We start from the raw sequence: 26,349 nt of genomic DNA, 5'->3' as shown, positions 1-26,349 counted from the left end.
GGGAGGACCTCCGTGCACGCCAGAACCAGAACCGCGGCCGCCCTGCTGACCGTCACCCTCGCCGCACCCCTCCTCGGCGCCGCCCCCGCCTGGAGTGCGCCGGCCCCGGACGGCCGGAGCGTCCCGGCGGCCGGGCTCCGGCATCAGGTGGAGGCCTTCGCCGAGGACGGCACCATCTCCCGTGCCACCGCGCCCGCCGCCTCCCCCTACCTCGCCACCCCGCCCGCCGGTCTCAGCGCACCCGGCGCCGACGGCGACGGCGAGGTCACCGCCCTGGTCCGCAACGGGGACCCGGCCGCCAAACTGGACGTGGTGGTGATCGGCGACGGCTATTCCGCCCAGGAGCAGGGGAAGTTCCGCACCGACGCCGCCGAGAAGTGGCGCGAGATCACCGCCGTCGAACCGTACGCCGACTACCAGCGGCTGTTCAACGTCTGGGCGGTGTCCGCCGTCTCGCCCGAATCAGGCGTAACCGGCGACCCGGACCAGACCACCGTCCGGCACACCGCGCTCGGCTCCTACTTCTGGTGCGACGGTGTGGAACGGCTGCTCTGCCTGGACGAGAAGGCCGTCGACCGCTACGCCGCCAAGGCCCCGCAGGCGGATCTGGTGATCGTGGTGGCGAACAGCGCCAAGTACGGCGGCGCGGGCTACAACGACATCAAGTCCCCGCTCGGCTACGAGGGCATCGCCACCGTCGCGGGCGGCAACGCCAAGTCCGGCCAGATAGCGGTGCACGAGACCGGGCACTCACTGGGCAAACTGGCAGACGAGTACGCCTACGACGGCCAGGGCACGTACCAAGGCGCCGAGCCGCCCGAGGCCAACCTCAGCACGCTCCCCGCCGACCGGATGCGCGACCAGGGCACCAAGTGGGCCCGCTGGCTCGGCCAGCCCTCGCCCGACGGCGGGACGGTCGGCAGCTACGAGGGTGGCGGCTACTACCCGACGGGGCTCTACCGGCCGACCGAGAACTCGATCATGCGCTCGCTCGGGCGCGAGTTCAACCTGCCCGGCCGGGAGGCGATGATCGCCGGCTTCTACCGGCACGCCACCCCGCTCACCAGCCCCACCCCCAGCGGCAGTTGGCTCACCACCGCCGAGCAGCTCCTCGTCGACCTGCCGGTGCCCGGCACCGAACTGCGCTGGTACCTGGACGGACGTGAGCAGCCCCGACTGCGCGGACGCACCGCCCTCGACCTCGGCGCACTCCACCTCACCGGCCCGCGCTCGCGCCCGCACCTGCTCACCGCCGTCGCCACCGACCCGACCCCGGCGGTGGCGGACCCGGCGCTGCGAGCCGAGTTGACGGGCAGTCTGTCCTGGCAGGTGACCCGCTAACGGGGGGCGGTCAGATCCGGCACCGGGCCCGACGGCGACCGCCGTCGGGCCCGGGCCGCCGGATCCACCCGCCCGAGGAGGTTACGTCGGGGGGCCGACGGGCGCGGTCAGGTGACCGGCCGGCGCCACTGCCGGGCCTCCGGGGGGCGGCGCCGCAGCGGGGCCAGTTCGCGCTCAAGGGTCCGGACGTCCCTGGCGATGCGTGCCGCGAGCTCCCTCGGCTCCGTGTCGCCCGGCAGTCGGCGCGTCCAGGAGCGGGCCTTGGCCGGGCCGTCCTGGACCATGTGGAAGGTGAGCCCCACCCGGTCGCCGGCATCGGCCAGGCTCACCGTGATCCGGGTGTCGGCGAGGTCGATGGTGACCTCGCTGCCGATGCACGAGCATGCCACCAGGCCCTCGATCTCCTCCTCCGCCAGGTACCTGGCCAGCGGAACCGCCCTCCCCCGGACCAGAAACGGACGTGCCACCGAATCCACGGGAACCGCCTCCTCTCGCCGTACGCGTGCCGCCCCGGCCGGGCGCAAGCGCGCCGCAACAGACCGGGCTCCGCCCATGCTCCACCACGCCGCCGCAAAGCGCCAACTCGCTGTCTCGTCAAGTTACTTGAGCGCATGCACCGGACCGGCGCACCGGCGCACACCCAGGCGCACCGGGCGGCTCGACGGGCTTCCGGAAGCGGAGGGCGCGATGCCGGCCAGTTCGCCGCTGGACCATTCGCCGCCGGACCGTTCGCCGCCTGACGGTTCGGCGCCGGGCAGGTGCTACCGAGCGGGTGCACCGATGGTCTCGACGTGCGAAGTGCCCACCCGCACAGGGCGGACGGGCACCCGGAGGGCGCGACGACCGAGGCGCGACGGCCCGGGGCCCGAGGGCCCGGCGGCTCAGCGACCCTGAGGCTCAGCGGCTGGAGCGCCCGTGCAGGGCCAGGGAACGGATGAGCGCCACCAGGCCCCCCACCCACAATGCGTGAGCGCCTACGTTGCCCCGCCCACGGATTTGCCGACGGCCTACCACCGCGAGTAGCTTTGAACGCGTTCAGTTTGAACCCGTTCAAAGCTCCCGGGGGGACCGGATGACAGGACGCCTCTTCGCCTTGCGAACCGAGCGGCCCTGGCTGATCGCGTTGTTCGCACTCGCCACCTGGCTGCAGCCCTGGATACTCATCGGCGCCACCGCGGCCTGGTGGCTCATCACCCTCTGGGGCCTGTGCCTGGCGCTCAACGCCCTGCCGCTCGTGATCGCGGACCCGTTGAGGTTCCGCCGCACCTGCCTGACCGTCGGCATCATTGGTGCTCGGCACCCAGATCGCTCTCGCCGCCCCGTACCTGCTGATCCCGCTGCCGTTCGTCCTCATCCTGTTCCCGGCCGGTCCCCTGCTGCTGCTCGCGGGCTGGAAGAACGGCGCCCTGGCCCGCGGGACGCTCGCCGCACTGCTGCTGATCATCCCTGTCCTGACCGGCTTCACCACTCTCTTCCCGCCCCGCTGACCACGCCCACCGGCCAATGGCCACGTCCACTGACCACGGCCACCAGCCACGCCCACTGACCGCGCCTGGGGGACGGCCCCACCGTTCCCGCCATCGTCACCGTCATGTCCGGGGGACACCATGAACGACCGCCTGAACTCGCTCCGCACCGACCGCCCGTGGCGGCTCGTCGCCCTGGCCGGGGCCAGCTGGCTGCCGCTCCTGGCTGTGGGGGGCAGCCACCTCAACGGAGAGCTCATCGCGATCTGGTGCCTGCTGGTCGCGCTCACCGTACTGCCGCTCTCCTACCGCAACCCGTGGAGGTTCCGCCGCACCTGCCGGATCGTCGGCGGGATCCTGCTCGGTCTGGAGTTCGTGGTCTCGGTGCCCTTCCTCCTGATGGTCCTGCCGTTCCTGGTCGCCTTCCTGCCGGCCGGCGTGCTGCTGACGCTCGCGGGCTGGAAGCACAGCGGGCCGGTCCGCACCGGCCTCGCCGTGGTGCTGACGGCCGTCCCGTTCGTGGTCGCCACCGGGATGTTCTGCCACCCCCAGTGACCCCGCCCGGGCGGCGCCCCGGCCGCCACCGGGGCATCATGGCGAAAGAGCAGCCACCGTTCACCGTACGTGACGACCGGGATGCCACCCGGCGAAGGAGCCCGTGATGACCGACCCGGCGAAGCCCGCCCCTCGCCATCACCGGGAGACCCAGCCCGGGGTGATCGCCACCGACGTGCCCGCCCGGCTGGACCGGCTGCCCTGGTCCCGCTGGCACTGGCGGATCGTGATCGGCCTGGGCACCGTCTGGATCCTGGACGGCCTGGAGGTGACGATCGTCGGCAACATGGCGGGCCGACTGGCCCAGGACGGCAGCGGCATCTCGATCACCACCAGTCAGGTGACCACGGTCGCCGCCGCCGTCTACGTGGCCGGTGCCTGTACCGGGGCACTGTTCTTCGGGTGGCTGACCGACCGGCTCGGCCGCAAGAAGCTGTTCATGGTCACCCTCGCCGTCTACCTGGCCGCCACCGCCGTCACCGCGCTGTCCTGGACGGCCTGGTTCTTCTTCCTGTGCCGCTTCTTCACCGGCTTCGGGATCGGCGGCGAGTACGCGGCGATCAACTCCGCGATCGACGAGCTGATCCCGGCCCGGGTGCGCGGCCGGGTCGACCTGATCATCAACGGCAGCTTCTGGGTCGGTGCCGCGGTCGGCGCCTTCGCCTCGATCGCGCTGCTCAACACCTCGCTGTTCGCGACGGACCTCGGCTGGCGGCTCGCCTTCGGCATCGGGGTGGTGCTGGGAATGGTGATCCTGCTGGTGCGCCGGCACGTCCCGGAAAGCCCGCGTTGGCTGTTCACCCACGGGCGGGCGCCGGAGGCCGAGCAGGTGGTGGCCGAGGCGGAGCAGGCGATCGAACAGGAGACCGGCCGGCCGCTGCCTCCGGTCACCGGGGAGCCGATCCTGATCCGCGAGCGCGCGCCGCTCGGCTTCGGCGTGATCCTGCGCACGGTGATCGCCCGCTACCCCCGCCGCACCACGCTCGGCCTGGCGCTCTTCATCGGCCAGGCCTTCCTCTACAACGCGGTGACCTTCGGTTACGCGACCATCCTGACCACCTACTTCGCCGTGCCGGAGGGCGACACCGGCTACTACTTCGCGGTGATCGCGGTCGGCAACTTCCTCGGCCCGCTGCTCCTCGGCCACCTCTTCGACTCGCGCGGCCGCAAGCCGATGATCGCCGGCACGTACATCGGCTCCGGCCTGCTGCTCTTCGCCACCGCCGCGCTCTTCCAGCGCGGCTCGCTCTCCGCCGCCTCCATGACGGCCTGCTGGACGGCCGTGCTGTTCCTCGCCTCGGCCGGGGCCAGCGCGGCCTACCTGACGGTCAGCGAGATCTTCCCGCTGGAGACCAGGGCGCTGTCCATCGCCTTCTTCTACGCGATCGGCACAGCCGTCGGCGGCGTCAGCGGCCCGCTGCTCTTCAACGGCCTGGTGAGCAGCGGCGAGGTGTCCGACACCACGCTCGCCTTCTGCATCGGCGCGGCGCTGATGACGGCCGCCGGCCTGGTCGAGGCGGCGATCGGCGTACCGGCGGAGCGGCGCAGCCTGGAGTCGCTGGCTGCGCCGCTCAGCGCCGTCACCGCGTCAAAGGACTCCTGAGGCGGGTCTAGCGCAGCATCCCCCGGACGGCCTCGGGGTCGGTGGGTGCGAGCGGGGCGGTCCGGGCGGCCGTGAGCGCCTTGGTGGTGGCGGGCGGCGGGGTGACGTACACCGGCGCCGGGTCGTCCTCGGGGGCGCAGGTCTTGGCGATGCGTCCCTTGCCCTGGGGCAGGCTGCCGTCGCGCAGGTAGGCGGTGAAGGTGTCGTCCAGGCAGGCGTTGCCGTGGAACAGGATCTCGTGGAAGCTGCCGCCGTTCTGGACCACGAGCTTGGAGCTCGGCAGCGCGTCGTGCATGGCGAGGCCGCCCTGGTACGGGGTGGCGGCGTCCTCGGTGGACTGGAAGAGCAGGACCGGCGGCAGGTTCTTGCCGGTGATCTTCAGTCGGCCCGCCGGGTTGCCCTGGTAGGGCCAGAACATGCAGGCGGCGTTGTACCACATGTTGTTGTAGGTGTAGAAGGGCGCGGTGGCGTTGACCTTGGCTTGATCCTTCTTCCAGAGCTCCCAGTCGCGCGGCCAGGCGTTCTCGGTGCACTGGGCGGCGTTGTACGCCGGGAAGGCCCCGTCGTCGGCGCCGGGGGCCGCGTACTTGTTGTACGCGATGGTCAGCGGCCGGGTGTCGTGCTGGGTGAGGTAGGCGGAGAGCACGGTGGCCATCCGGGGCCAGCGCAGGAAGTTGTAGCCGCCGCCGTAGAAGGTGTCCTCGAACTCGGCGGGGCCGACCTTCCCGGGTGCCGGGGCGGCTTCGACCGGGTCCTTGCGCAGCGCGTCCTCGACCTGCTGGTAGGCCTTCGCCACGGACGGGGCGTCGGTGCCCAGGTGGTAGACGGAGTCGGCCTTGGCGGCCCAGGTGGTGAAGGCGTCGAAGCGGCGCTGGTGTTCCTGGTCCTGCAGCACGTTGTGGTCGTACCAGCTGATGGTCGGGCCGACGATGCTGTCCAGAACCATCCGGCGCACGTGCGAGGGGAAGAGCTGGCCGTAGGTCGAGCCGAGCGAGGTGCCCCAGGAGCCGCCGTAGTAGTTGATCTTCGGTACGCCCAGGGCCCGGCGGATGCTGTCCAGGTCGCGGGCGTTGTCGACGGTGGTCATGTGCGGCAGCAGCCAGGACCAGTCGGCCGCGCAGTCGGCGGCGTAGCCGGCCGCCTTCTTCAGCCAGGCCTTCGAAGTCCCCTGACTCGGCTGGTAGTCGGGGCGCTCGGCGTCGAAGTAGTGGGCGTCGCAGATGACATGGGGGTCGCTGCCGTTGGTGCCGCGCGGGTCGAAGCCGATCCAGTCGTAGGTGGAGGCGACGTCCGCCGGGATGCTTCCGGAGATGTAGGCGGGCATCCAGAGCCCGGAGTCGCCGGGGCCGCCGGGGTTGAGCAGGATCGGGCCCTGCTGCTTGTCCCTTGGGGCGGTGGCGGGCAACCGGTTGAGCTTGATCTTGATCGTGCGGCCGTGCGGGTCCGCGTAGTCCACCGGCACGTCGAGCATGGCGCACTGGAGCGCCGGGGTCGTGGCGTCGTTGCACGAGCTCCACACCAGCTTGCCCTGGCCGGTGTCGGCCAGGTCGGGGGCGTCGGGCTCGGTGGCGGAGGCCGGGCCGACGATCCCGCCGAGGGTGGCCACGGCTGCGGCGGCCGCGAGGAGGGCGATGGCTTTTCTCATGGTGAGCATGATGTGACATGTGCAATGGCACATCCAGGGGTCAAGCCGGACTTTACCAAGCTTTGACCCCGGCACGGACATCCGGCTCATATGACAGATCATCAGATCTATACCTCCTTAAGGAGATTGACCATGCAAAGGACCCCAATCCATGACTAGCATCTGGAATCCACTCTGTTCGGACGCCGAACGCCCGGCAGGACGGCGCCGGGCAGACCGACAGGAGGGCCCAACCGCGTGTCCCACCAGCACGTCCACCCCGTCAGCTCCCGCCCGACCCCGGGCGACGTCGCGCTGCCACCGGCCCTGCCCTACCCCGACGGCTGGGCCGCGCTCGCGTTCTCCGCCGAACTCGGGCCCGGCACGGTCCTCACCCGCCAACTGGCCGGCGAGGACGTGGTGCTGTACCGGTTGCGGGACGGCCGGCTGCGCGCCGTCCGCCCGTACTGCCCGCACCTGGGCGCCCACCTCGGGCTCGCCGAGGTCCAGGGCGGGGACCTGGTCTGCCCCTTCCACCGGTTCGCCTTCGGCCCCGACGGCCGCTGCGTACGGACCGGCTACGGCACCCCACCGCCCAAGGCCGAGCTGTCCCCGCTGCCGCTGCGCGAGGTGAACGGGGCGGTCTTCGTCTGGCGCCACCACGACGGCCGGGAGCCGGACTGGGAGATCCCCGCCTGGCACGTGCTGGCGGACCAGCCGCTGCGCCACACCTCCGTCGAGATGCCCGGCTACGCCCAGGACGTCATGGAGAACTCCTTCGACCTGGGCCACTTCATCACCCTGCACGGCTGGCCGCAGGGCGAGTTGGCGGGCCCCGTCGAGTTCGACGGGCCTCGCTTCCACCTCACGATGCTGGTGCGGGAGAAGTTCCCGCTGGTCGGGATGCGCGAGGTGGAGGTCGAGGTGGACGGCTACGGCCTCGCGGCGCTGCACACCGACATCCACACCCGCTCGCTCGGCCTGCAGATCTGCTCGCTGGTGATGGCCACCCAGGTCTCCCCCGCCCGGATGCAGCTGCGCCAGGCCGGCCGCTTCGCCCTCGCGGAACCGGCCGGCCTGCCGCCGGTGGTCGCCCGGGCGGTCAGCCGTACGGTGACCAGGCTGCTGGCCGGTCCGATCTTCCGCCACAGCACCGAGTTCACCGCGGACGACTTCCCGATCTGGTCCACCAAGAGGTACCTCTCCCGGCCGCGACTCGCCGCCGGCGACGGACCGATCGGCGCCATGCGGCACTGGGCCCGGCAGTTCTACCCCCCGGACCACCGGGAGCACCTGCCGGCGCCGGCCGCCCTGGCCGACCAGCGCGGTCGGCAGACCCCGGACGACATCGGCTCGCGTCACTAGCCCCGGTTCGGCCGATCTTGCCGGACAGGGCCCGGGCCACCGCACGGGCGGCCCCACCGCCGTCGACGACGGTGCGCTGGCACCGCTGCCCGGGGGCGCCGCGGCCGCCTGGTTGGGCAGCGGCACGGCCCGCCCGGTTAGGCTGCGGCATGGCCCGTTTCGTCCTGACCCGCCGCACGCCGCTGCCGCCCGCCGACTGCTGGGCCCGGCTCACCGCCTGGCCCCGGCATGGCGACCGGGTGCCGTTCACCCGGGTGAGCGTGGTGCACGGCACCGGGCGGCGCCGGGGGGACGTCATCCTCGCCCGCACCGCCCTCGGGCCGCTGTGCTTCGACGATCCGATGGAGCTGGTGGAGCTGGCTGCCCCCACCCGGTGCCGGCTGGTCAAGCGCGGCCGGGTGGTGCGCGGCGGCGCCGAACTGACCGTCCGCCCGGTGGGCGCGGGCAGCGCGGTGGTCTGGGCCGAGGAACTGCGGATCACCGGCCTGCCCCGGCGGTTGGACCCGCTGGTGGCAGCGGCCGGGCGGCTGGTGTTCGGGCGGGTGCTGGACCACCTGCTGGCCGCCCCGCCCGCTGGGTCCTAGGGATTGAGGGCGCGCCAGCTCAGGTACTGCCGGCGCACGTAGTGGCGCTGGTCGCCCTTAACGGTGACTCGGTCGTGCTCGACCAACTGCTCCGCCGCCCGCAGGGCGATCGCCAGGGCCAGACCGTCCCCGTCCCGCAGGAACACCCGGTCGCTCAGCGCCGCGTGGCGCAGCAGGTACTCGCGCCGCAGCCGGGCCCTCCGGTCTGCGTCCGACCCCAGCGCCTGGACCCGGCGGGCCTCCTCCTCGATGCCCGGCGCGTCCGCGTAGGCCCGGTCCGGCACAGGCGGCCCCTCGGCGGGCGCGACCCACTCGGGCAACGGCGGCAGTTGCGGGAGGCCGCGCACCCGGAGCACCTCGTTCGCGAACTGCGGCTGCTCGACGGGCAGTCCGCGCTCCCCGAACAGCGCGAACAGCTCCGCCATGGACCGGGGCGGCACACCGGTCGGCATGTCCTCGTCGGTGACCGGGACCTTGCCGAGGAGCGGCCCGCGGAACCGCCCCGGCGGCCGGGCCAACCACAGCCGCAGGGTGACGTGGCGGCGGTCGGTCTCCACCTCCTCAACGAACTCCATTGCCAGCCCGTGGAGTTCGGACCAGGCGAAGCGGCGCGGCAGCAGGTACCGGACCAGCGTGACGCCGCGCTCGTCCGCCCGCAGCCAGAAGGCGTACGGCGTCGCGAACAGCGCGGCGGCGCCCGCCGCGATCCCGACCAGGAGGGCCCCCAGGGGGTCGACGGCCTCGCCACCGGCCAGTGAGATCCCCGTACCGACCGCCACCACGACGCCGACACCGGCCCGATCGCTCCGCAGCTGCATCGACGCCAACCGCACCGTGCGCATTCCCGTGCCCCCTTCCCCGAGACCGCCCCCACCGTCCCGTCCCGGCCCCGGTCCGGGCAAGCTCCGGCGCCCGGCTGTGACAGCCCCGTGACGCTCCTCGGCCCGCAGCCGGGGATCCGGGCCGCCCGCTACCGCCTGCGCAGGCGACGCACGAGGTCACGCGCGGCCGGTGGCCAGTCCGGGTACTCGAAGGCGAAGCCCGCCGCCCGCAGCCGGCCGGGCACCACCCGGCGGCTCTTCAGCAGCAGTTCGCTCTCCGAGCGGAGCGCGAACGCCCCCAGTTCGGCCATCCAGCGGGTCGCGGGCAGGGCCAGCGACACGCCCCAGCAGGCCCGCAGTTCGCGCATGAACTCCCGCTGGGGCAGCGGGTTCGGGGCCGCGAGGTTGACCGGGCCGCTCAGTTCCTGGTGTTCGACCAGGAACGCGACGGCGCGGGCGAAGTCCCGCTCGTGGATCCAGGACACGTACTGCGCGCCGCCCGCGATCGGCCCGCCGACGCCGAGCCGGGCCAGCCAGGACAGCGAGTCGAGGGCGCCGCCGCGTTCGGGCCCGAGCACGACGGCGGTGCGCAGCGCGAGGCGGCGGGTGTCCGGGGTGTCGGCCTCGGCCTGAGCGCCCTCCCAGGCCCGGGCGATGTCGACGCTGTACCGCCAGGAGGCCGGGGCGTCGGGCTCGTCGCCGCCGATCCGGCCGTCCAGTTCGTCGTTGGGCGCGTCGTGGCGGTGGGCGTAGACGGTGGCGGTACTCATCTGCAGCCAGACGGCAGGGGGCCTGCGGGCGGCGGCGATGGCCTGGCCGACGGCCCGGGCGGAGTGCACCCGGGAATCCATCATGGACCGCTGGTTCTGCGCCGTGTAGCGACAGTTGACGCTGCGCCCGGCCAGGTTGACGACGACGTCGCTTCCGTCGATCTCCGCCGTCCAGGCGCCCTGGATGTGGCCGTCCCAGCCGACCTGTCGGGGCCCGGCGGGCCGCCGGCTGAGCACCACGACCTGGTGGCCGGCGGCCGTCAGGGTGCGGTCGAGCAGTTGCCCGAGCGCGCCGGAGCCTCCGGGGATGACGATCTTCATGAGTTCCCCCTCACTTTCCGCTTCGAGCCTAGTCCACTAATTGAACGTGTTCAATTCAGTCTCCGCCAAGTGCCCGGCGGACCTGAAACCGCCCTGCAACCGCGTTGAGAGTGCGTTGAGAGCGCGCCCCGGCACACTCATGTCCGTCGCGAAGAGACCGCAGAGAGCCCGCAGAGAGCTCGACCCACCGGAGAGAGGCCCGACATGACCACCACCCCCGTGCACCTGACCCCCGAGCAGATCGAGGACCCGGTCGGCGCCTACGCCGCCTTCCGCGAGCAGAACGAGCTGCCCCGGGTCGTGCTGCCCGGACTGGAGACCCCGGTCCGGCTGGTCACCCGCCACCTGGACGTCAAGGCCGCGCTCACCGAACCCCGCCTGGTCCGGGACCGCACCGCCATCGCCACCGTCCGGGCCGAGTCCGACCCGCAGGACGAACTGCAGGCCGCCGCCTTCGACGCCTTTCCCCCCGAGTACGCCAAGTACCTCTCCGGTCACCTCGCGCTGTACGACGGCGAGGAGCACGCCCGCCGCCGGGCCCCGCTCACCCGCGCCTTCACCGCCCGGCGGATCGCCGCCCTGCGCGAGTTCACCGAGCGCACCGCCGCCGAGCTGCTCACCGAACTCGCCGGGCGCGACCGGCCGGCCGATCTGCTGGCCGAGTTCGCCTACCCGCTGAGCACCTACGTGATCTGCGAGCTGGTCGGAGTGGAGACCGAGGACCGCACCCGGGTCTGCGACTGGATCCGCGGCCTCGCGTACGGCGACGGCACCGGGATGGTGGACGGCCTGGCCGGCATCGTCGACTACGTCAAGGAGCTGATCGCCCGCCGCCGCGCCCACCCCACCGAGGACCTGATCTCCACCCTCGTCCACGGCACCCGCGAGGGCGAGCAGCCCCTCGACGAGGACGACCTGGTGTCCATCGTGGTCCTGCTGATCAACACCGGCATCACCCCGCCCGCGCTCTTCCTCGCCCACGGCCTGCTCGCCCTCTTCGACCACCCGGACCAGCTGGCCCGGCTGCGCGACGAGCCCGAGCTGCTGGAGCGGGCCGTCCCCGAACTGCTGCGCTACGTCACCCTGGTGCGGATCGGCGCCACCCTCTACGCCACCGAGGACTTCGAGTTCGCCGGGACGGCGCTGCGCACCGGCGATCCGGTCACCGTCGCCCTGCTGGCCGCCGACCACGACCCCGGGGAGTACGGCGAGGCGCCCGAACGCCTGGACATCGACCGGGAGTTCGGGCGCGGGGACGGCCACCTCGCGTTCGGCCACGGCGCCCACTACTGCCTGGGCGCGGCGCTCGGCCGACTGGTCACCTCCGTGGTGCTGGACCAGGTGCTGGTCCAGCGGCCCGACGCGGCGCTCGCGGTCCGCCGGGAGGAGCTGGAGTTCGGCCACTGGCCGGGTGACGGCTTCCACCTGCTGACCCTGCCGATCCGGCTGTGAACTCCGCACCGATCCGGCTGTGAACTCCGCGCTCCCGCAACCGCGGGCCGGTCAAGCCCGGGCCGAGGCGAGCGCCTCGGCCACCAGCCCGGCCCGGTCCAGCGGCGCGTACCCGGCGACCGCCCGCTCGTACCCCGGCCGCTCCGGCCCCTCCCCCGGCCACAACCCCTCGATCAACCGCCCACTGGCGCAGCCTCCCCGGACGTCCGCCGCGAGCAGCGCCACCAGCCCCCGTACCCCGGGCGCGGTGACCTCCTCACCGCGATAGGAAACCGTGGACAGCACCCGCAGCTCGATCGTCACCCGGTCAGCCTAGCGATCAGGAACAGCCACCCACGGGCCAGTTCGCACGTTTCCGAACAGAAACGGTCTCCATACGGAGCATTGTCAGTGCCGCCGAATAGCCTCCGTCCTCCCAGCACCGGATCGGATCGGAGGAACCACCGATGGCCCCTGAGGCAACCGTTCGCCGCGGCACACGGCGCACCCAGCACACCTACGTCTGGCTGGCGACGATCACCGCCAACGACGGCATCTGCGCCTACTGTGCGATCAGCACCGCGACGACCCTGGACCACGAGGAGCCGGTGGCCGACGAGGGCGCGGACGTCTGGTGGAACTTCATCCCGGCGTGCAAGCCGTGCAACGACTGGAAGGCCAAGCGCACCGCCCGACAGTGGCTGACCGACCAGAAACTCCACCGGGACCGCCCCGAGGTGGGCTTCGACACCCGGATGATGCCCATGCGCATGATCCTCGGTTTCGAGGACCGGCTGGAGAAGGTCAGGCGCCGGATCCGGGACGCCGACCGCCGCGACTGGTTCCGGCACCACTTCGGAGCGATCAGGCACCGGAACAAGGACGAGATGTGGGAACACCTCAGCGACTGCGAGGCGATGCTGGCCGGGTATCCGTTCAAGCCCTGGACGACACCGAACGTGGGACCGGACGACGCGGACACCTGCCGGCGGCACATGTGTTGCGGCTGGCGACACCCGGACGCCACCACCATCAGTGCCGTGATCCTCGCCCCGGACGACCGCACCCACTTCGCGCGCGCGGCCTACGAAGCCGGCCTCTCCGAAGGAGATCTGACCGCCAGGCTGATCCGCGATCACCTCGCCCGCCGCACCATCCCCGCCCAGCGCCGGCCGTAGCAGCCCCAGGGGTGCCGGCACACCGCGCCGGTCACTCCGCCAGGGCGGCGGCCCGAGCGGTGTAGCCGCCGACGAGGTCGTAGACCCCGGTGCCCTCGCACCGCAGCAAGCCGGCGGCGGTGGAGGCGCGGCTGCCGCCGGCGCAGTGCAGGACGATCCGGCGGTCGGTGCGCAGTCGCGAGGCGGTTTCGGACTCCGCACCCGGGTACGCGGTCGACGGCGCGCTGGCCGCCACCGGGGCCGACCGTCGTCGCCGAACTGGAGGCCGGGCGGGTGAGCCGGATCGCACTGCCCGCAGCGGGCGGGTGGTCCACCGGGAGTGCCGCAGCCCGGCGGTGGTTCACCCGATCGCCCGGCTCGACGGAGGCGGCCCCCGTGGTCCCGGGGCCGGTCGTCACGCCCAGCGGCGAGCGGCGGCGGGCGAGCGTATGTTGCGGTCATGACCAGTGACGAGACGACGATCCCGGCCGTAGGGGTGCGCCCGCTGGACGAGGTGTTCGACGCGATCGAGGCTGCCAACCGGCGCCCGCAGCCGTGGACCGGTTTCGACCACGGAGTCCTGGGGGCCTACCGGTGGGCCGCCGGGGCCCAGGTGGCGGCGCCCGTCACCGCCGCCGCGGCGCTCGGCGCCGCCGGACCGTGCCGCGCGCAGCTGCTCGCCGAGTACCAGGCCGCCGCCGTCCGCCTGCGCGACGCCCTGAGGGCGAGCGCGGACGCCGCGTACGCCCTCGGTGCCTACCAGGCGCTGGCCTGGCTGTGCGGACACCACGAGGACCGTCCCTGACCGGACCCGGAACGGGTGGGCGGCCGGAATCCCGGCCCGTCGACACCCGGTGCCCGGCTGAGCGGTGCGCGGCAGCCGACATGCCCGGGGTCGTTCCGCCTGAAATGCCCGGCAAGGTGACGGTTTCATCGAGGCGCGAGCGGTTAGCCGCATGCCTGGGCCCGTCCGGCGCCCGATGAACCCGGTCCGAAACGTGGAGGAGTTCGGCGATGAAGGTTTCCGACTACGTGCTGGAGCGCCTGCGCGACTGGGGGGTGGAGCACGTCTTCGCCTACCCGGGCGACGGGATCAACGGCCTGCTGGCCGCTTGGGGCCGGGCCGAGGACCGGCCCCGGTTCATCCAGGCGCGGCACGAGGAGATGGCCGCCTTCCAGGCCGTCGGGTACGCCAAGTTCTCCGGCCGCACCGGGGTGTGCGCGGCGACGTCCGGACCGGGGGCGATCCACCTGCTCAACGGACTGTACGACGCCAAGCTCGACCACGTCCCGGTCGTAGCGATCGTCGGGCAGACGGACCGCAGCGCCATGGGCGGCTCCTACCAGCAGGAGGTCGACCTCGTCAGCCTGTACAAGGACGTGGCCTCGGAGTACTGCGAGATGGTCACCGTCCCCGCCCAACTGCCCAACGTGCTGGACCGGGCGATGCGCATCGCGGCCACGCGGCGCACCGTCACCGCGGTGATCATCCCGGCCGACGTGCAGGAACTCGACTACGAGCCCCCGGCCCACACGTTCAAGCAGGTCCCCTCCAGCCTCGGCCTCCCCCACTACGCGCCCGTCCCCGCCGAGGACGATCTCGCGAGGGCGGCGGAGGTCCTCAACGCGGGCGAGAAGGTGGCCGTGCTGATCGGCCAGGGCGCCCGGCACGCCCGCGCCGAGGTCGAGCAGATCGCCGACCTGCTAGGCGCCGGGGTGGCGAAGGCGCTGCTCGGCAAGGACGCTCTGCCCGACACCCTGCCGTACGTCACCGGCTCGATCGGGCTCCTCGGCACCCGCGCGTCGTACGAGATGATGCGCGACTGCGACACCCTGCTGGTGGTGGGCTCCAGCTTCCCGTACACCCAGTTCCTGCCCGAGTTCGGCCAGGCGCGGGCGGTGCAGGTCGACCTGGACCCGTCCATGGTGGGCTTGCGCTACCCGTTCGAGGTCAACCTCGTCGGGGACGCCGTCGAGACGCTGCGGCGGCTGATCCCGCTGCTGGAGCCGAAGTCGGACGGCACCTGGCGCAAGACCGTCGAGGACAACAGTGCCCGCTGGTGGGAGGTGATGCAGCGCCGCGCCGAGGTGTCCGCGGATCCGATCAACCCGGAGTACGTCGTCCACGCCCTGGACTCGCTGCTGCCCGAGAACGCGATCGTGGCCGCGGACTCCGGCTCGGCGGCCAACTGGTACGCCCGCCACCTGCGGTTCCGCGACGGGATGCGCGGCTCGCTGTCGGGGACGCTGGCCACCATGGGGCCCGGGGTGCCGTACGTGATCGGCGCGAAGTTCGCCCACCCGGACCGGCCCGCGATCGCGATCGTCGGCGACGGCGCGATGCAGATGAACGGCCTGGCCGAGCTGATCACCGCCGCGAAGTACTACCGGGAGTGGTCCGATCCGCGCCTGGTGGTGGCGGTGCTGAACAACCACGACCTGAACCAGGTGACCTGGGAGATGCGGGCGATGCAGGGCGCCCCGCAGTTCGAGCCGTCCCAGAGCCTGCCGGATGTGCGCTACGCCGACGTCGCCCAGCTGTTCGGGCTGCACGGACGCCGGGTGGAGCGCCCGGAGGACGTGGGGCCGGCCTGGAGCCAGGCGCTCGCGGCGGACCGACCGTTCGTCATCGACTTCCGTACCGACCCCGCGGTGCCGCCGATCCCGCCGCACGCCACCTGGGACCAGATCAAGGCCGCCGCCCTGTCCGTCCTCAAGGGCGACAGCGACCGGGGCTCCGTCCTCCGGCAAGGGGTGAAGGCCAAGGTCCAGGAGTTCCTGCCCGGCAGCGGCGGGAACTGACCGATGACCGGCCATCAGGACGTCGATCTGGCCGCGCTGGAGCGGGCGCTCCGGACCGAGGTGGACGGCGAGGTCCGCTTCGACGCGGGCAGCCGCGGCGCGTACGCGACCGACGGCTCGAACTACCGGCAGGTCCCGCTCGGCGTGGTCGTCCCGCGCACCGTCGAGGCCGGCGCGGCGGCGGTCGCCGTGTGCTCCCGGTTCGGCGCGCCGCTGCTGTCCCGGGGCGGTGGCACCAGCCTCGGGGGGCAGTGCACGAACGAGGCCGTGGTCATCGACTGGACCAAGTACTGCAACCGCCTGCTCTCGGTCGACACCGAGGCGCGGACCTGCGTGGTCGAGCCGGGCATCGTCCTGGATCAGCTCAACCGGCAACTCGCCCCGCACAAGCTGAAGTTCGGGCCCAAACCGTCCACGCACACGCACTGCGCGCTGGGCGGGATGATCGGCAACAACAGCTGCGGGGCGTCCGCGCAGGCCTACGGCAAGACCGCCGACAACGTCCGCCGCCTGGAAGTCCTCACCTACGAGGGCATCCGGTTCTGGGCCGGACCGACCGGCGAGGAGGAGTTCGGGCGGATCGTGGCCGACGGCGGCCCCACCGCAAGGCTCTACCAGGGGCTGCGGCACATCGTGGCCCGCCACCTGGCCGAGATCCGCACGGGCTATCCGAAGATCCCGCGCCGGGTCTCGGGCTACAACCTGGACTCCCTGCTGCCGGAGAACGGCTTCGACGTCGCCCGGGCCCTGGTCGGCAGCGAGGGCACCCTGGTCACGGTCCTGCGAGCCGAGCTGGAGCTGGTCCAGGTGCCGGCCGCCGAGGCGCTGCTGGTCCTCGGGTTCGACGACATCTACACCGCCGCCGACGCCGTGCCCCGGCTCCTGGAGCACAGCCGGCCCTCCCAGTTGGAGGCCATCGACGGGCGGATGGCCCAGCTGATGCGCGAGGAGCACGCCTACCTCGACTCCCTGGAACGGCTGCCCGAGGGCGACAGTTGGCTGCTGCTCCAGTTCACCGGTGACACGAAGGAGGCGGCGGACGCGCAGGGGTACGCGCTGTTGCGGGCGATCGGCCGCGACGAGGACGACCCGCGGGTGGCGCTCTCGGACGACCCCGCGCGCGAGCAGGAGATGCTGAAGGCCCGCGAGGCGGGCCTGGGCGTGACCGCCCGCCCGCCGGACGGCTCCGAGACCTGGGAGGGCTGGGAGGACTCCGCGGTCGCCCCGGAGAAGCTCGGCTCCTACCTGCGCGACCTTGAGCGCCTGTTCGGCCGGTACGGCTACCAACAGGCCTCCCTGTACGGGCACTTCGGGCAGGGCTGTGTGCACACCCGGATCCCGTTCGAACTGCGCGACGGCAAGGGCGTCGCGGCGTTCCGGTCATTCCTCTTCGACGCCGCCGACCTGGTCGCCTCCTACGGCGGCTCGCTGTCCGGCGAGCACGGCGACGGGCAGGCCCGCGGCGAACTGCTGCCCCGCATGTTCACCCCCGCACTCGTCGAGGCGATGGGCGAGGTGAAGGCGCTGTTCGACCCCGGCGACCGGATGAACCCCGGCAAGGTCGTCCACCCCCACCGCGTCGACGACAACCTGCGCCTGGGGGCCGACTGGCGGCCCCAGCCGCAGCAGACGCACTTCGCGTATCCCGACGACGACCACGACTTCGGCCAGGCGGTGCTGCGCTGCGTCGGCATCGGCAACTGCCGCACCCACCAAGGCGGCGTGATGTGCCCCTCGTACCGGGCCACGCAGGAGGAGGAGCACTCCACCCGCGGCCGGGCCCGGCTGCTGTTCGAGATGCTGAGCGGCCACGACGACTCCCCGGTCACCGGCGGGTGGCGTTCCACCGAGGTCCGCGACGCGCTCGACCTGTGCCTGGCCTGCAAGGGCTGCAAGTCCGACTGCCCGGTCGGCGTCGACATGGCCACCTACAAGGCCGAGTTCCTCGCCCACCACTACCAGGGCCGGCTCCGGCCGGCCGCCCACTACGCGATGGGCTGGCTCCCGCTCTGGGCCGGACTCGCCCAGGCCGCACCCCGACTGGCGAACTCCGCCCTGCACGCCCCGGTCATCGGCCGGATCGGGAAGACGCTGGCCGGGATCGACCCGCGCCGCGCCGCACCGCTCTTCGCGCCGGAGTCGTTCCAGGAGGGCCGGCGCCGCGCCGGTCGGCCGCAACCCGACCCGGGTGATCCGCGCACCGTACTGCTGTGGCCGGACACCTTCACCAACCGCTTCCACCCCCACATCGCCCGAGCGGCCGTCCAGGTGCTGGAGGACGCCGGCTTCCGCGTCGCCGTCCCCGAGGAGCCGGTGTGCTGCGGTCTGACCTGGATCTCCACCGGGCAGCTCGCCACCGCCCGCCGCGTCCTGCACCGCACCACGCGGGTCCTGCGTCCGTGGCTGGAAGCCGGAACCCCGATCATCGGCCTCGAACCCTCGTGCACCGCGGTCTTCCGGGACGACGCCCCGAACCTGCTCGCCGGCGACCTGGACATCGCCCGGCTCGCGGCCCGGACGCGCACCTTCGCCGAACAACTCGTCCACCACGCCCCGGACGGATGGCAGCCACCTCGGCTCGACCGGGCGGCGACCGTGCAGACCCACTGCCACCAGCACGCCGCCCTCGGCACCGGGGCGGACCGCCAACTGATGGACCGCGCGGGCCTGGACGCGAAGATCCTCGACGAGGGCTGCTGCGGCCTGGCCGGCAACTTCGGCTTCGAACAGGGCCACTACGACCTGTCACAGGCCATCGCCGAGCAGGGCGTCCTGCCCGCCGTTCGCGACACCCCGTCGAGTTCCCTCGTGCTGGCCGACGGATTCAGCTGCCGCACCCAGATCGACCAGGCCGACACCGGCCGCACCGCCGTGCACCTGGCCGAAGCCCTCGCCCTGGCCCTGGCCGGGCCGCTGCCCGCCTCCCACCCGGAGTCGGCGGTCGCCCGCCCGCGACCGCGCCCGGCGGCGGCCAGGCTGCTCACCACCGGCCTGGCCGGTGCGGCGGCGGGGCTGGCGGCAGGAGCGGTCCTCGCCGCACGGCACCGCCACCGGTCCCGTAGGAGCCACCCTTCCCGCAGGAGGTAGACATGTGGACATCGCTGCACGAGCGGCTGCACCGCGAGGCCCGCGCCTACGCCGGCGACGAAGACCGCCCGCTGGCCGGCTACTCGGGCTTGATGGCCCTCTACGCCGCCACGGCGGGCGCCGTCACGGCCGTGGCCGCGGCCACGGCCGACCGCCGCGCGCTGCCCGACCCGACCCCGTGGGACGTCGCCCTGAGCGCGCTGGCCACTCACCAACTGGCCCGCCTGCTCGCCAAGGATCCCGTCACCAGCCCGCTGCGCGCCCCGTTCACCCGCTTCGAAGGCACCTCCGGCCCGGCCGAACTCGAGGAGGAGGTGCGCGGCACCGGAGGCCGCAAGGCCATCGGCGAACTGGTCACCTGCCCGTTCTGCATAGGCCTGTGGGCGGCCACCGGCCTCACCGCCGGAGCCGTCTTCGCCCCGCGGGCCACCCGGCTCGCCGCCGCCACCCTGGCGGCACTCGCCGGAGCCGACTTCCTGCAGTTCGCCCGCGCGGCCGCCCAGCACGCGGCTGAGCAGACGTCATGACCTCCGCCGACCACTCCACCATCGCCGACCTGCGGGTACGGGTCCTCGACATCCCCACCGACGGCCCGGAGGCGGACGGGACCCTCGCCTGGGACCACACCACCATGATCCTGGTCCAGGCCCGCAGCGGGGACACGAGCGGCCTGGGCTGGACCTACGGCGACCCGGCCACCGCCGACGTGATCACCGGCCGGCTCTCCGGCATCGTGACCGGCCGACCGGCACTCGACGTACCCGCCGCCAACGAGGCGATGAGCCGCGCGGTGCGCAACGCCGGCCGCCCCGGCCTGGTCTCCGGCGCCGTCTCCGCGATCGACATCGCCCTGTGGGACCTCAAGGCCCGCCTCCTCGGCCTGCCGCTGGCCGACCTCCTCGGCCGGGCCCGCACCGAGGTGCCCGTCTACGGCAGCGGCGGCTTCACCACCTACACCGACCACCGGCTGGCCGAGCAGCTCGACGGCTGGGCAGCACAGGGCATCCGCCGCTTCAAGATCAAGATCGGTGAGGGGTGGGGCACCAACGAACGCCGCGACCTGCGACGCACCGGCCGAGCCCGCACCCTGGTGGGCGACGACGCCGAGCTCTACGTCGACGCCAACGGGGCCTACACCCGCAAACAGGCGGCCCGGATCGGCCGGGCCCTGACCGACCTGGGCGTGTCCTGGTTCGAGGAGCCCGTCTCCTCCGACGACCTCACCGGCCTCGCCCACCTGCGGGACGCCGTCACCGCCGACGTCGCCGCCGGTGAGTACGGCTACGACCTGCCCTACTTCGCCCGCATGATCCCGGCCGTCGACTGCCTCCAGGCCGACGCCACCCGCTGCGGCGGCCTCACCGTCTGGCTGCGAGCCGCCGCCCTCGCCGAGGCCCACGGCCTCCAACTGTCCGGCCACTGCGCCCCGCACGCCCACGCCCACGCCGCTGCCGCCGTGCCGAACCTGCGCCACCTGGAGTGGTTCCACGACCACGTCCGCATCGAGAACCTCGTCTTCGACGGCGCCCTCGACCCGGCCGGCGGACACCTGCACCCGGGCCGCGACGGCGAGCCCGGGCTCGGCCTGACGGTCCGGGCCGACGTGGCGGAGCAGTACCGTGCACGCACCTGACGCCGACGGTCGGGCCGAGTCGGCGCCCCCAGCCGCCACCACCGGCGCTCCGGCCCCGCACGCCCTGCGGGACTACGCGCTGCTCGCCGACGGCGAGCGCGGCGCCCTGGTGGGACCGCGCGGCGACATCGTGTGGATGTGCGCACCCGCCTGGGACAGCGACGCCGTGTTCACCGCCCTGATCGGCGGCCGCGGCTGGTACAGCGTCACCCCCACCGGCTCGTTCGTCTGGGGCGGCTACTACGAACCGGGCACCCTGATCTGGCGCTCCCGCTGGGTCACCACCAGCGGGATCACGGAGTGCCGCGAGGCCCTCGCCCACCCCGGCGACCCGCACCGCGCCGTGGTACTGCGCCGGCTCCTGGCCGTCGACGGGGACGCCCGACTGGACGTGGAACTGAACCTGGCGGCCGGCTTCGGCACCGACCCGCTGCGGGAGCTGCACCGCGACGAGCGAGGCCGGTGGACGGGCCGCGCCGGCAGCCTCCACGTGCGATGGAGCGGGGCACCCGACGCCCACCCGGACGGCACGGTGCTGCGCAGCGCGCTGGCCCTGCCGGCCGGAGCCCACCATGACCTCGTACTGGAGGTCTCCGACCGCCCGCTGCCCCGCAGCGAGCCGGCCGACCACCTGTGGCGGGCGACGCAGGAGAGCTGGTCCGCCTGCGTGCCGGGCCTCGCGCACACCCTGGGCAGCCGCGACGCCCGGCACGCGTACGCCGTGATGGCCGGCCTGACCACCTCGACCGGGGGCGCGGTGGCCGCGGCCACCACCAGCCTGCCGGAGCGGGCCGAGCAGGGCCGCAACTACGACTACCGGTACGTGTGGATCCGTGACCAGGCCTACATCGGCCAGGCCGACGCCGCAGCCGGCGGCCACCGGCTGCTGGACGACTCGGTGCGGTTCATCACCGCCCGCCTCCTCGAACACGGCTCCGACCTCGCCCCGGCCTACACCGCCACCGGGCACCCCGTGCCCGACCGGCGCACCCTGGACCTGCCCGGCTACCCGGGCGGCTTCGACGTCGTCGGCAACCGGGCCAACCGCCAGTTCCAGCTCGACGCGTTCGGCGAAAGCCTGCTGGTGCTCGCCGCAGCCGCCCGCCACGACCGCCTCGACGCGGGCGGCTGGCAGGCGGCACTGACCGCCGCCCAGGCCATCGCCGCCCGCCACCGGGAGCCGGACGCCGGCATCTGGGAACTCCACGACGACCGCTGGGCCCACAGCCGCCTCACCTGCGCAGCGGGCCTGCGGGCGATCGCCCAGGCCGCTCCGCGCGCCTCCACCGCACGGGCGGGGTCATGGGAAGCACTGGCGGACCGGATCATCGCCGAGACGTCCGCAGAGTGCCTCCACCCCTCCGGCCGCTGGCAACGCTCCGCGACCGACAGCGGCGTGGACTCGGCCCTGCTGATGCCCGCCCTGCGCGGCGCCCTGCCCGCCGAGGACCCCCGCACCATCGCCACCCTGCACGCGGTACGCGCCGACCTCGCCCAGGACCACTACGTCTACCGGTTCCGCCACGACCAGCGACCCCTCGAAGACGCCGAAGGCGCCTTCCTGCTGTGCGGCTTCGCCATGGCCCTGGCCGAGCACCAACAGCACGACGACATCGAGGCGGTGCGCTGGTTCGAGCGCAACCGCGCCGCCTGCGGACCACCGGGCCTTTACGCGGAGGAGTTCGACGTCGCCCAGCGCCAGCTGCGCGGAAACCTTCCCCAGACCTTCGTCCACGCGATGATGCTCGAAACCGCCGCCCGACTCGCCTCCGGTGATCCGACGACCTGACGCCGCGGCCCCGTCGGTGTCATGCGCCGGGGCGGCGTGCGGCCATGAGGTCGGAGCTGGGGGCCCGCACGAGGTGCAGGCCCTGGGCGTGGAGTTCTTCGGCGAGTTGCTCGGGTGGGGCGGGCCACATGTCGAACGTCTCCCGGGCCTCGCGCAGCAGTTCCGCCTCCCGTTCGACGCGGTAGGTGAAGACCATGCGCAGGATGCCGCGGAAGGGCCGGCGGGTGACCTCTGCGCTGTACAGGTCCGGGCCCACCCGCACCGGCCCCAGCCGGCCCACCGCCTCGCACCCGGCAGGCAGGTGGGCGGGCGGAGGATCGAACAGGAGCAGGCCGCCCGGCAGGAGGGCTGCCGAGATCGCCCGCCAGGTGGAGCGCCTCGTGGCGGGGTCCAGGCATCCGATCACGTTGGAGGCGACAGCCAGGTCCGCCACGGCGGCCAGCCCCGCCGCCGCGACGGCTTCGGGGTGCACGGTGACGCGAGCGCGCTGGTCCGCGCCCAGGTGGGCCAGGCGCGACAGCAGGGCGGCGCGCATGGCGGGGGCCGGCTCCACGGCGTGGACGGGCACGCTCGATCTCCGCAGCAGGACGTCGGTGACGATTCCCGTGCCCGCGCCGACGTCCAGGATCGCGTGCCGGGCGCGGGCGGCGGCCTCGGTGAAGCGGCGCTCGGCCAGACGGCGGTCGGTCTCGGCCTGAAGGAGGTCGAAGAACTCCGCGGTGACCGCGTAGCCGCCGGTGCCGCACACGCCCGGGCTACCGGCCTCGACCCGTGAAGCGGCTCGGTTCCGCGAGTGCGCTGCCATCGAGGCCGGCCAGGAGGTCGGCGACGTCCCGGTGGACTTCGAGTGCACCCGCCGAGCGCAGGGCCCGCTCGCCGAAGCCCCCCGAGAGCACCGCCACGCACACCACCTCCGCCTGGCCCGCGGCCTGCACGTCCCAGGGGGTGTCGCCGACGAACAGCGCCTGCCCCGGTTCGGCTCCGGACTTGGCGAGGGCGGCGCGGACCAGGTCGGGGGCGGGCTTGCTGGCCTCCACGTCGTCGGCGCTGGTGGCGTGGTCGATCGCGTCGTCCGCGTCCAGTGCGCGGCGCATCACCTCCAGGTCCCGCCGGGAGGCGGAGGAGGCGAGGGTGATCGTCCAGCCACGCCCCTTCAGCGCCCGCAGCAGCTCTGCCGCGCCGTCGAAGGCCCGCAACGAGGGCCAGAAGCGGGCGAACAGCGCCTGGTGCGCCGCGCTGATCGCCTCGTCCTCGCCGCGGTCGCGGTCCTCGCCCAGCAGATGGTCCAGGAGCTGACCGCCGCCCATCCCGATCGCCCCGTGGATACGGGCCATCGCCGGGGTGTGACCGAACTGCGCGAGCGCCTCGCTCCACGCGATGGTGTGCCGGTAACTGGTGTCGAGCAACGTGCCGTCGACATCGAACAGCGCTGCGGCCGACATCGAACACCTCCTTGGCTTCCGCCCCGGACCGGCCGGCCCGTCCTTCGACGCTACGTCCCACCGATCGGCACCGCACGGCACCCGCCCCGTTTACCGCGCCGCGTTGGGGAAACCCGCAGCAGCATGGAAGCTGTGGAACCCGCACGCCGAACCGTCGTGATCACCGGGGCCAGCGCGGGCATCGGACGTGCCTGCGCGGTGGCGTTCGCCGCCCGCGGGGACCGGCTCGCGCTGATCGCCCGCGGCCGGGCAGGCCTGGACGGCGCGGTGCGCGAAGCCGAGGAGGCAGGTGCCGACAGGGTCATCGCCATCGAGGCGGACGTCGCCGACGCCCGCGCGGTGGAGGCCGCCGCCGAACGGGCCGAGGCCGAACTCGGGCCGATCGACGTGTGGGTCAACGATGCGTTCGCCTCCGTCTTCGCGCCCTTCACCGAGATCGACACCGAGGAGTTCCGGCGCGTCACCGAGGTCACCTACCTCGGATACGTGTATGCCACCCGCGCCGCGCTGGCGCGAATGCTGCCGCGCGACCGCGGGTCGATCGTGCAGGTCGGATCGGCCATCGCCTACCGGGGCATCCCCCTGCAGAGCGCCTACAGCGGAGCCAAGCACGCCATCCAGGGCTTCAACGAGGCCCTGCGGTGCGAACTCCTCGCCTCCGGCACCCGGGTGCGCACCACGATGGTGCAGATGCCGGCCGTGAACACCCCGCAGTTCGACTGGGTCCGCTCCCGGCTGCCCAACCGGGCCCAGCCGGTGCCGCCGATCTACCAGAGCGAGGTCGCCGCCCGCGCCGTCCTGTTCGCGGCCGATCACCCCGGGCGGCGCGAGTACTGGGTCGGCGGCAGCACGGTGGCCACCCTGGTGGCGAACGCGATCGTGCCCGGGCTGCTGGACCGCTACCTGGCCAGAACGGGGTTCGGCTCCCAGCAGGAAGACCGCAGCCGGCGGGCCGCGGACCCGGACAACCTGTTCGAACCGGTCGACACGAAGCGCGATTTCGGCGCGCACGGCCGGTTCGACGACCGGGCCCGCGGGCGCAGTCGGCAGCAGCAGGCGGCGCACGCCCTCGGCGGCCTCGCCGACGCGGTGCGGCACGCAGCCACACGGGTGCAAGCGGGTTTGCCCGCCGCCGGCAAAGGGTTCCTCTCACGGATGCGGGGAGCACGCGCCCCGCAGCGATCGGACAGGAGTTTCTGACCATGCCCCGCGGATCGAGCCCCAAACGGGAGCGGCAGTACGAGCACATCAAGGACAGCGCGTTGGAGCGCGGCGAGAGCGAGAGGCGCGCCGAGGAGATCGCCGCCCGCACGGTGAACAAGGAACGCGCGCGACACGGGGAGTCGAAGACCGCGAGTCGCAGCTCGTTGAAGGACATGTCCTCCTCCCGCCGGGGCGGGCTGCGCTCGCACAGCGGTGCGCAGGGCCCCACGAAGGAGCAGCTGTACAACGAGGCCAAGCAACGCAACATCCACGGCCGCTCGAAGATGAACAAGAAGCAGCTCGAACACGCCCTGGGCCGTTAGGAGTTGGTGACCGTGGATACCGTTCCCGTGCCGCCCGACCCCGACATCACCCCCACTCCCCCGCCCCGGCCCCCGCAGCCGCCGGGCCCGCCCCAACCCGTGGAGCCGCCCGGTCCGCCGGAGCCGGTCAGGCCTCCGGTGCCACCGGATCCGCCGCAGCCCGGGCAGCCCCGCCCGCCGGAGCCTCCCGACTGACCCGAGGCCGCGGGGCACGGCCGGTCCGTGGACCCGCCGGGTGCCGCCAAGCGGACGGCCATGGCCAACGCCCGAGGACGACAGGAGGTCCGGTGCTCGCCCGGCTGACGGAGATCGTGGTGTGGGGTGCTGTGCTGACCGGACTGACGGTTGTCCTCATCAGCTCGGTGTCACCCGTCGAGATGGCGGTGGCAGGCGCCGCCGCCCTGGGCGGGGGACTCGCCGCACAGCAGATGCGCCGGGCCGCCGGCGTCCGCATCGCGGGCGGCCGGGGCGCGGGGCGGGCACTCCTCGTCCTGCCACGCGCCGTCCTGCGGGGGCTCGCCGTACTGGTGGCGGACCTGGTCACCACGCCGACCGCCGGAGTGCGGCGCGTGAGGCTGCGCCCCGGTGCGGCGGCCGCCTGGGCCGGCGCGCTGATCGCCGCGTCGCCGGACACCTGCGTGATCGACGTCCCGAACGACGACGAGGTCGTCGTGCACGCCCTGCGCCCCGGTGCCGGACCGGTCGAGGAGGCCGTGGCCCGCCCGGAAGCGGCGCCGTGAACGCCTGGAGCGCGGCCGCGCTGGTCCTGCTGGGAGGCCCGGCACCGGTGTGCCTGTGGGTGGCGGCGCGCGGCACCGCGATTCGCCGGCTGCTCGGGGCGTCGCTGCTGTCGACGTCGGTCGGCGCGGTGTTCCTGCTGCTGCCGATGGCGTACGACCGTTCCTCCTACCAGGACCTCGCGCTGATGCTGGCCGTCCTGGCCCCCGCCGGCACCCTGGTTTTCACCCGCTTCGTCGCGGGCCACCGGCACCACACCCGCTCGCACGATTCCACGCCCGAGACCTGACAAGA

Annotated in this window: 26 protein-coding genes; 18 read left to right on the top strand and 8 right to left on the bottom strand. The window is 73.3% G+C overall.

Annotated features, from left to right (window positions below; genetic code table 11):
• Window positions 1–12 precede the first annotated feature (12 nt).
• The gene (locus ACZ7BZ_RS31930; protein WP_470361378.1) at window positions 13–1,341 is read left to right on the top strand and encodes a M64 family metallopeptidase; all 1,329 of its coding nucleotides are present in this window, start codon (window positions 13–15) and stop codon (window positions 1,339–1,341) included.
• Window positions 1,342–1,448: 107 nt separating this feature from the next.
• On the opposite strand, the gene ACZ7BZ_RS31925 is transcribed toward ACZ7BZ_RS31930, so the two are convergent.
• Window positions 1,449–1,808, bottom strand: a complete 360-nt coding sequence (locus ACZ7BZ_RS31925) for a hypothetical protein (RefSeq protein WP_470361377.1) — start codon at window positions 1,806–1,808, stop codon at window positions 1,449–1,451.
• Window positions 1,809–2,627: 819 nt separating this feature from the next.
• Here ACZ7BZ_RS31925 and ACZ7BZ_RS31920 point away from each other — a divergent pair.
• From ACZ7BZ_RS31920 to ACZ7BZ_RS31910, 3 genes are all read left to right on the top strand, one after another.
• Window positions 2,628–2,828, top strand: coding sequence for a hypothetical protein (locus ACZ7BZ_RS31920; protein ID WP_470361376.1), 201 nt, complete (start codon window positions 2,628–2,630; stop codon window positions 2,826–2,828).
• 120 nt (window positions 2,829–2,948) lie between these two features.
• A complete protein-coding gene (locus ACZ7BZ_RS31915; protein WP_470361375.1) occupies window positions 2,949–3,362 on the top strand; it encodes a hypothetical protein in 414 nt (137 codons plus the stop codon).
• Between the two features lie 106 nt (window positions 3,363–3,468).
• Window positions 3,469–4,965 carry an MFS transporter gene (locus tag ACZ7BZ_RS31910; protein WP_470361374.1) on the top strand — a complete coding sequence of 499 codons (1,497 nt, stop codon included), beginning with the start codon at window positions 3,469–3,471 and terminating at the stop codon, window positions 4,963–4,965.
• 7 nt (window positions 4,966–4,972) lie between these two features.
• Here ACZ7BZ_RS31910 and ACZ7BZ_RS31905 read toward each other — a convergent pair whose 3' ends face one another.
• On the bottom strand, window positions 4,973–6,610 hold the full coding sequence (locus tag ACZ7BZ_RS31905) for an alpha/beta hydrolase (protein ID WP_470361373.1): 1,638 nt from the start codon (window positions 6,608–6,610) through the stop codon (window positions 4,973–4,975).
• Between the two features lie 237 nt (window positions 6,611–6,847).
• On the opposite strand from ACZ7BZ_RS31905, the gene ACZ7BZ_RS31900 reads away from it, so the two are divergent.
• Together ACZ7BZ_RS31900 and ACZ7BZ_RS31895 are read left to right on the top strand one after the other, a co-directional pair.
• Entirely contained in the window at window positions 6,848–7,954 is a 1,107-nt protein-coding gene (locus ACZ7BZ_RS31900; RefSeq protein WP_470361372.1) for a Rieske 2Fe-2S domain-containing protein, read from the top strand.
• A gap of 149 nt (window positions 7,955–8,103) precedes the next feature.
• Window positions 8,104–8,538, top strand: coding sequence for an SRPBCC family protein (locus ACZ7BZ_RS31895; RefSeq protein ID WP_470361371.1), 435 nt, complete (start codon window positions 8,104–8,106; stop codon window positions 8,536–8,538).
• On the opposite strand, the gene ACZ7BZ_RS31890 is transcribed toward ACZ7BZ_RS31895, so the two are convergent.
• A complete protein-coding gene (locus ACZ7BZ_RS31890) occupies window positions 8,535–9,380 on the bottom strand; it encodes a hypothetical protein (protein ID WP_470361370.1) in 846 nt (281 codons plus the stop codon). The two genes, ACZ7BZ_RS31895 and ACZ7BZ_RS31890, sit on opposite strands and share 4 nt — an antisense overlap.
• A gap of 128 nt (window positions 9,381–9,508) precedes the next feature.
• Window positions 9,509–10,450 (bottom strand): TIGR01777 family oxidoreductase, encoded by a 942-nt coding sequence (locus ACZ7BZ_RS31885; RefSeq protein ID WP_470361369.1) that lies wholly within the window; start codon window positions 10,448–10,450, stop codon window positions 9,509–9,511.
• 204 nt (window positions 10,451–10,654) lie between these two features.
• Between ACZ7BZ_RS31885 and ACZ7BZ_RS31880 the strand changes: the two genes are divergently transcribed.
• Window positions 10,655–11,902 (top strand): cytochrome P450, encoded by a 1,248-nt coding sequence (locus ACZ7BZ_RS31880; RefSeq protein ID WP_470361368.1) that lies wholly within the window; start codon window positions 10,655–10,657, stop codon window positions 11,900–11,902.
• A gap of 51 nt (window positions 11,903–11,953) precedes the next feature.
• Here the strand turns inward: ACZ7BZ_RS31880 and ACZ7BZ_RS31875 are convergent, their stop codons facing one another.
• The gene (locus tag ACZ7BZ_RS31875; protein ID WP_470361367.1) at window positions 11,954–12,205 is read right to left on the bottom strand and encodes a hypothetical protein; all 252 of its coding nucleotides are present in this window, start codon (window positions 12,203–12,205) and stop codon (window positions 11,954–11,956) included.
• Between the two features lie 143 nt (window positions 12,206–12,348).
• Between ACZ7BZ_RS31875 and ACZ7BZ_RS31870 the strand changes: the two genes are divergently transcribed.
• Window positions 12,349–13,059, top strand: coding sequence for an HNH endonuclease (locus ACZ7BZ_RS31870; protein WP_470361366.1), 711 nt, complete (start codon window positions 12,349–12,351; stop codon window positions 13,057–13,059).
• Window positions 13,060–13,090: 31 nt separating this feature from the next.
• On the opposite strand, the gene ACZ7BZ_RS31865 is transcribed toward ACZ7BZ_RS31870, so the two are convergent.
• Window positions 13,091–13,294 (bottom strand): rhodanese-like domain-containing protein, encoded by a 204-nt coding sequence (locus ACZ7BZ_RS31865; RefSeq protein WP_470361365.1) that lies wholly within the window; start codon window positions 13,292–13,294, stop codon window positions 13,091–13,093.
• A 204-nt stretch (window positions 13,295–13,498) separates the two neighbouring features.
• Between ACZ7BZ_RS31865 and ACZ7BZ_RS31860 the strand changes: the two genes are divergently transcribed.
• The 6 genes from ACZ7BZ_RS31860 to ACZ7BZ_RS31835 all read left to right on the top strand — a co-directional run bounded on the left by ACZ7BZ_RS31860 (window position 13,499) and on the right by ACZ7BZ_RS31835 (window position 22,349).
• Window positions 13,499–13,843, top strand: coding sequence for a hypothetical protein (locus tag ACZ7BZ_RS31860; protein WP_470361364.1), 345 nt, complete (start codon window positions 13,499–13,501; stop codon window positions 13,841–13,843).
• 209 nt (window positions 13,844–14,052) lie between these two features.
• A complete protein-coding gene (locus tag ACZ7BZ_RS31855; protein ID WP_470361363.1) occupies window positions 14,053–15,840 on the top strand; it encodes a thiamine pyrophosphate-requiring protein in 1,788 nt (595 codons plus the stop codon).
• A gap of 3 nt (window positions 15,841–15,843) precedes the next feature.
• A complete protein-coding gene (locus ACZ7BZ_RS31850) occupies window positions 15,844–18,927 on the top strand; it encodes an FAD-binding and (Fe-S)-binding domain-containing protein (RefSeq protein ID WP_470361362.1) in 3,084 nt (1,027 codons plus the stop codon).
• A 2-nt stretch (window positions 18,928–18,929) separates the two neighbouring features.
• The gene (locus ACZ7BZ_RS31845; RefSeq protein ID WP_470361361.1) at window positions 18,930–19,454 is read left to right on the top strand and encodes a DUF1360 domain-containing protein; all 525 of its coding nucleotides are present in this window, start codon (window positions 18,930–18,932) and stop codon (window positions 19,452–19,454) included.
• Window positions 19,451–20,560, top strand: a complete 1,110-nt coding sequence (locus tag ACZ7BZ_RS31840) for an enolase C-terminal domain-like protein (RefSeq protein ID WP_470361360.1) — start codon at window positions 19,451–19,453, stop codon at window positions 20,558–20,560. Before ACZ7BZ_RS31845 ends, ACZ7BZ_RS31840 begins: the two co-directional genes overlap by 4 nt.
• Window positions 20,547–22,349, top strand: a complete 1,803-nt coding sequence (locus ACZ7BZ_RS31835) for a glycoside hydrolase family 15 protein (protein WP_470361359.1) — start codon at window positions 20,547–20,549, stop codon at window positions 22,347–22,349. Before ACZ7BZ_RS31840 ends, ACZ7BZ_RS31835 begins: the two co-directional genes overlap by 14 nt.
• Window positions 22,350–22,368: 19 nt before the next feature.
• On the opposite strand, the gene ACZ7BZ_RS31830 is transcribed toward ACZ7BZ_RS31835, so the two are convergent.
• Both ACZ7BZ_RS31830 and ACZ7BZ_RS31825 read right to left on the bottom strand, forming a co-directional pair.
• Window positions 22,369–23,097: a class I SAM-dependent methyltransferase gene (locus ACZ7BZ_RS31830; RefSeq protein WP_470361358.1), complete on the bottom strand. Its 729-nt coding sequence runs from the start codon at window positions 23,095–23,097 to the stop codon at window positions 22,369–22,371.
• A 7-nt stretch (window positions 23,098–23,104) separates the two neighbouring features.
• Complete coding sequence (locus tag ACZ7BZ_RS31825) at window positions 23,105–23,791, bottom strand: HAD family hydrolase (protein WP_470361357.1); 687 nt, start codon at window positions 23,789–23,791, stop codon at window positions 23,105–23,107.
• A gap of 123 nt (window positions 23,792–23,914) precedes the next feature.
• On the opposite strand from ACZ7BZ_RS31825, the gene ACZ7BZ_RS31820 reads away from it, so the two are divergent.
• From ACZ7BZ_RS31820 to ACZ7BZ_RS31805, 4 genes are all read left to right on the top strand, one after another.
• Window positions 23,915–24,991 (top strand): SDR family oxidoreductase, encoded by a 1,077-nt coding sequence (locus tag ACZ7BZ_RS31820; protein ID WP_470361356.1) that lies wholly within the window; start codon window positions 23,915–23,917, stop codon window positions 24,989–24,991.
• A gap of 2 nt (window positions 24,992–24,993) precedes the next feature.
• Complete coding sequence (locus ACZ7BZ_RS31815) at window positions 24,994–25,317, top strand: plasmid stabilization protein (RefSeq protein WP_470361355.1); 324 nt, start codon at window positions 24,994–24,996, stop codon at window positions 25,315–25,317.
• A 287-nt stretch (window positions 25,318–25,604) separates the two neighbouring features.
• The gene (locus ACZ7BZ_RS31810; RefSeq protein ID WP_470361354.1) at window positions 25,605–26,057 is read left to right on the top strand and encodes a hypothetical protein; all 453 of its coding nucleotides are present in this window, start codon (window positions 25,605–25,607) and stop codon (window positions 26,055–26,057) included.
• Entirely contained in the window at window positions 26,054–26,344 is a 291-nt protein-coding gene (locus ACZ7BZ_RS31805) for a monovalent cation/H+ antiporter complex subunit F (protein WP_465740931.1), read from the top strand. The genes ACZ7BZ_RS31810 and ACZ7BZ_RS31805 overlap by 4 nt, the downstream gene beginning before the upstream one ends.
• The last annotated feature ends 5 nt before the right edge of the window (window positions 26,345–26,349 follow it).

This window comes from Kitasatospora sp. NPDC036934, assembly GCF_055608425.1.
This window is presented reverse-complemented; position numbering and strand designations above follow the sequence as displayed.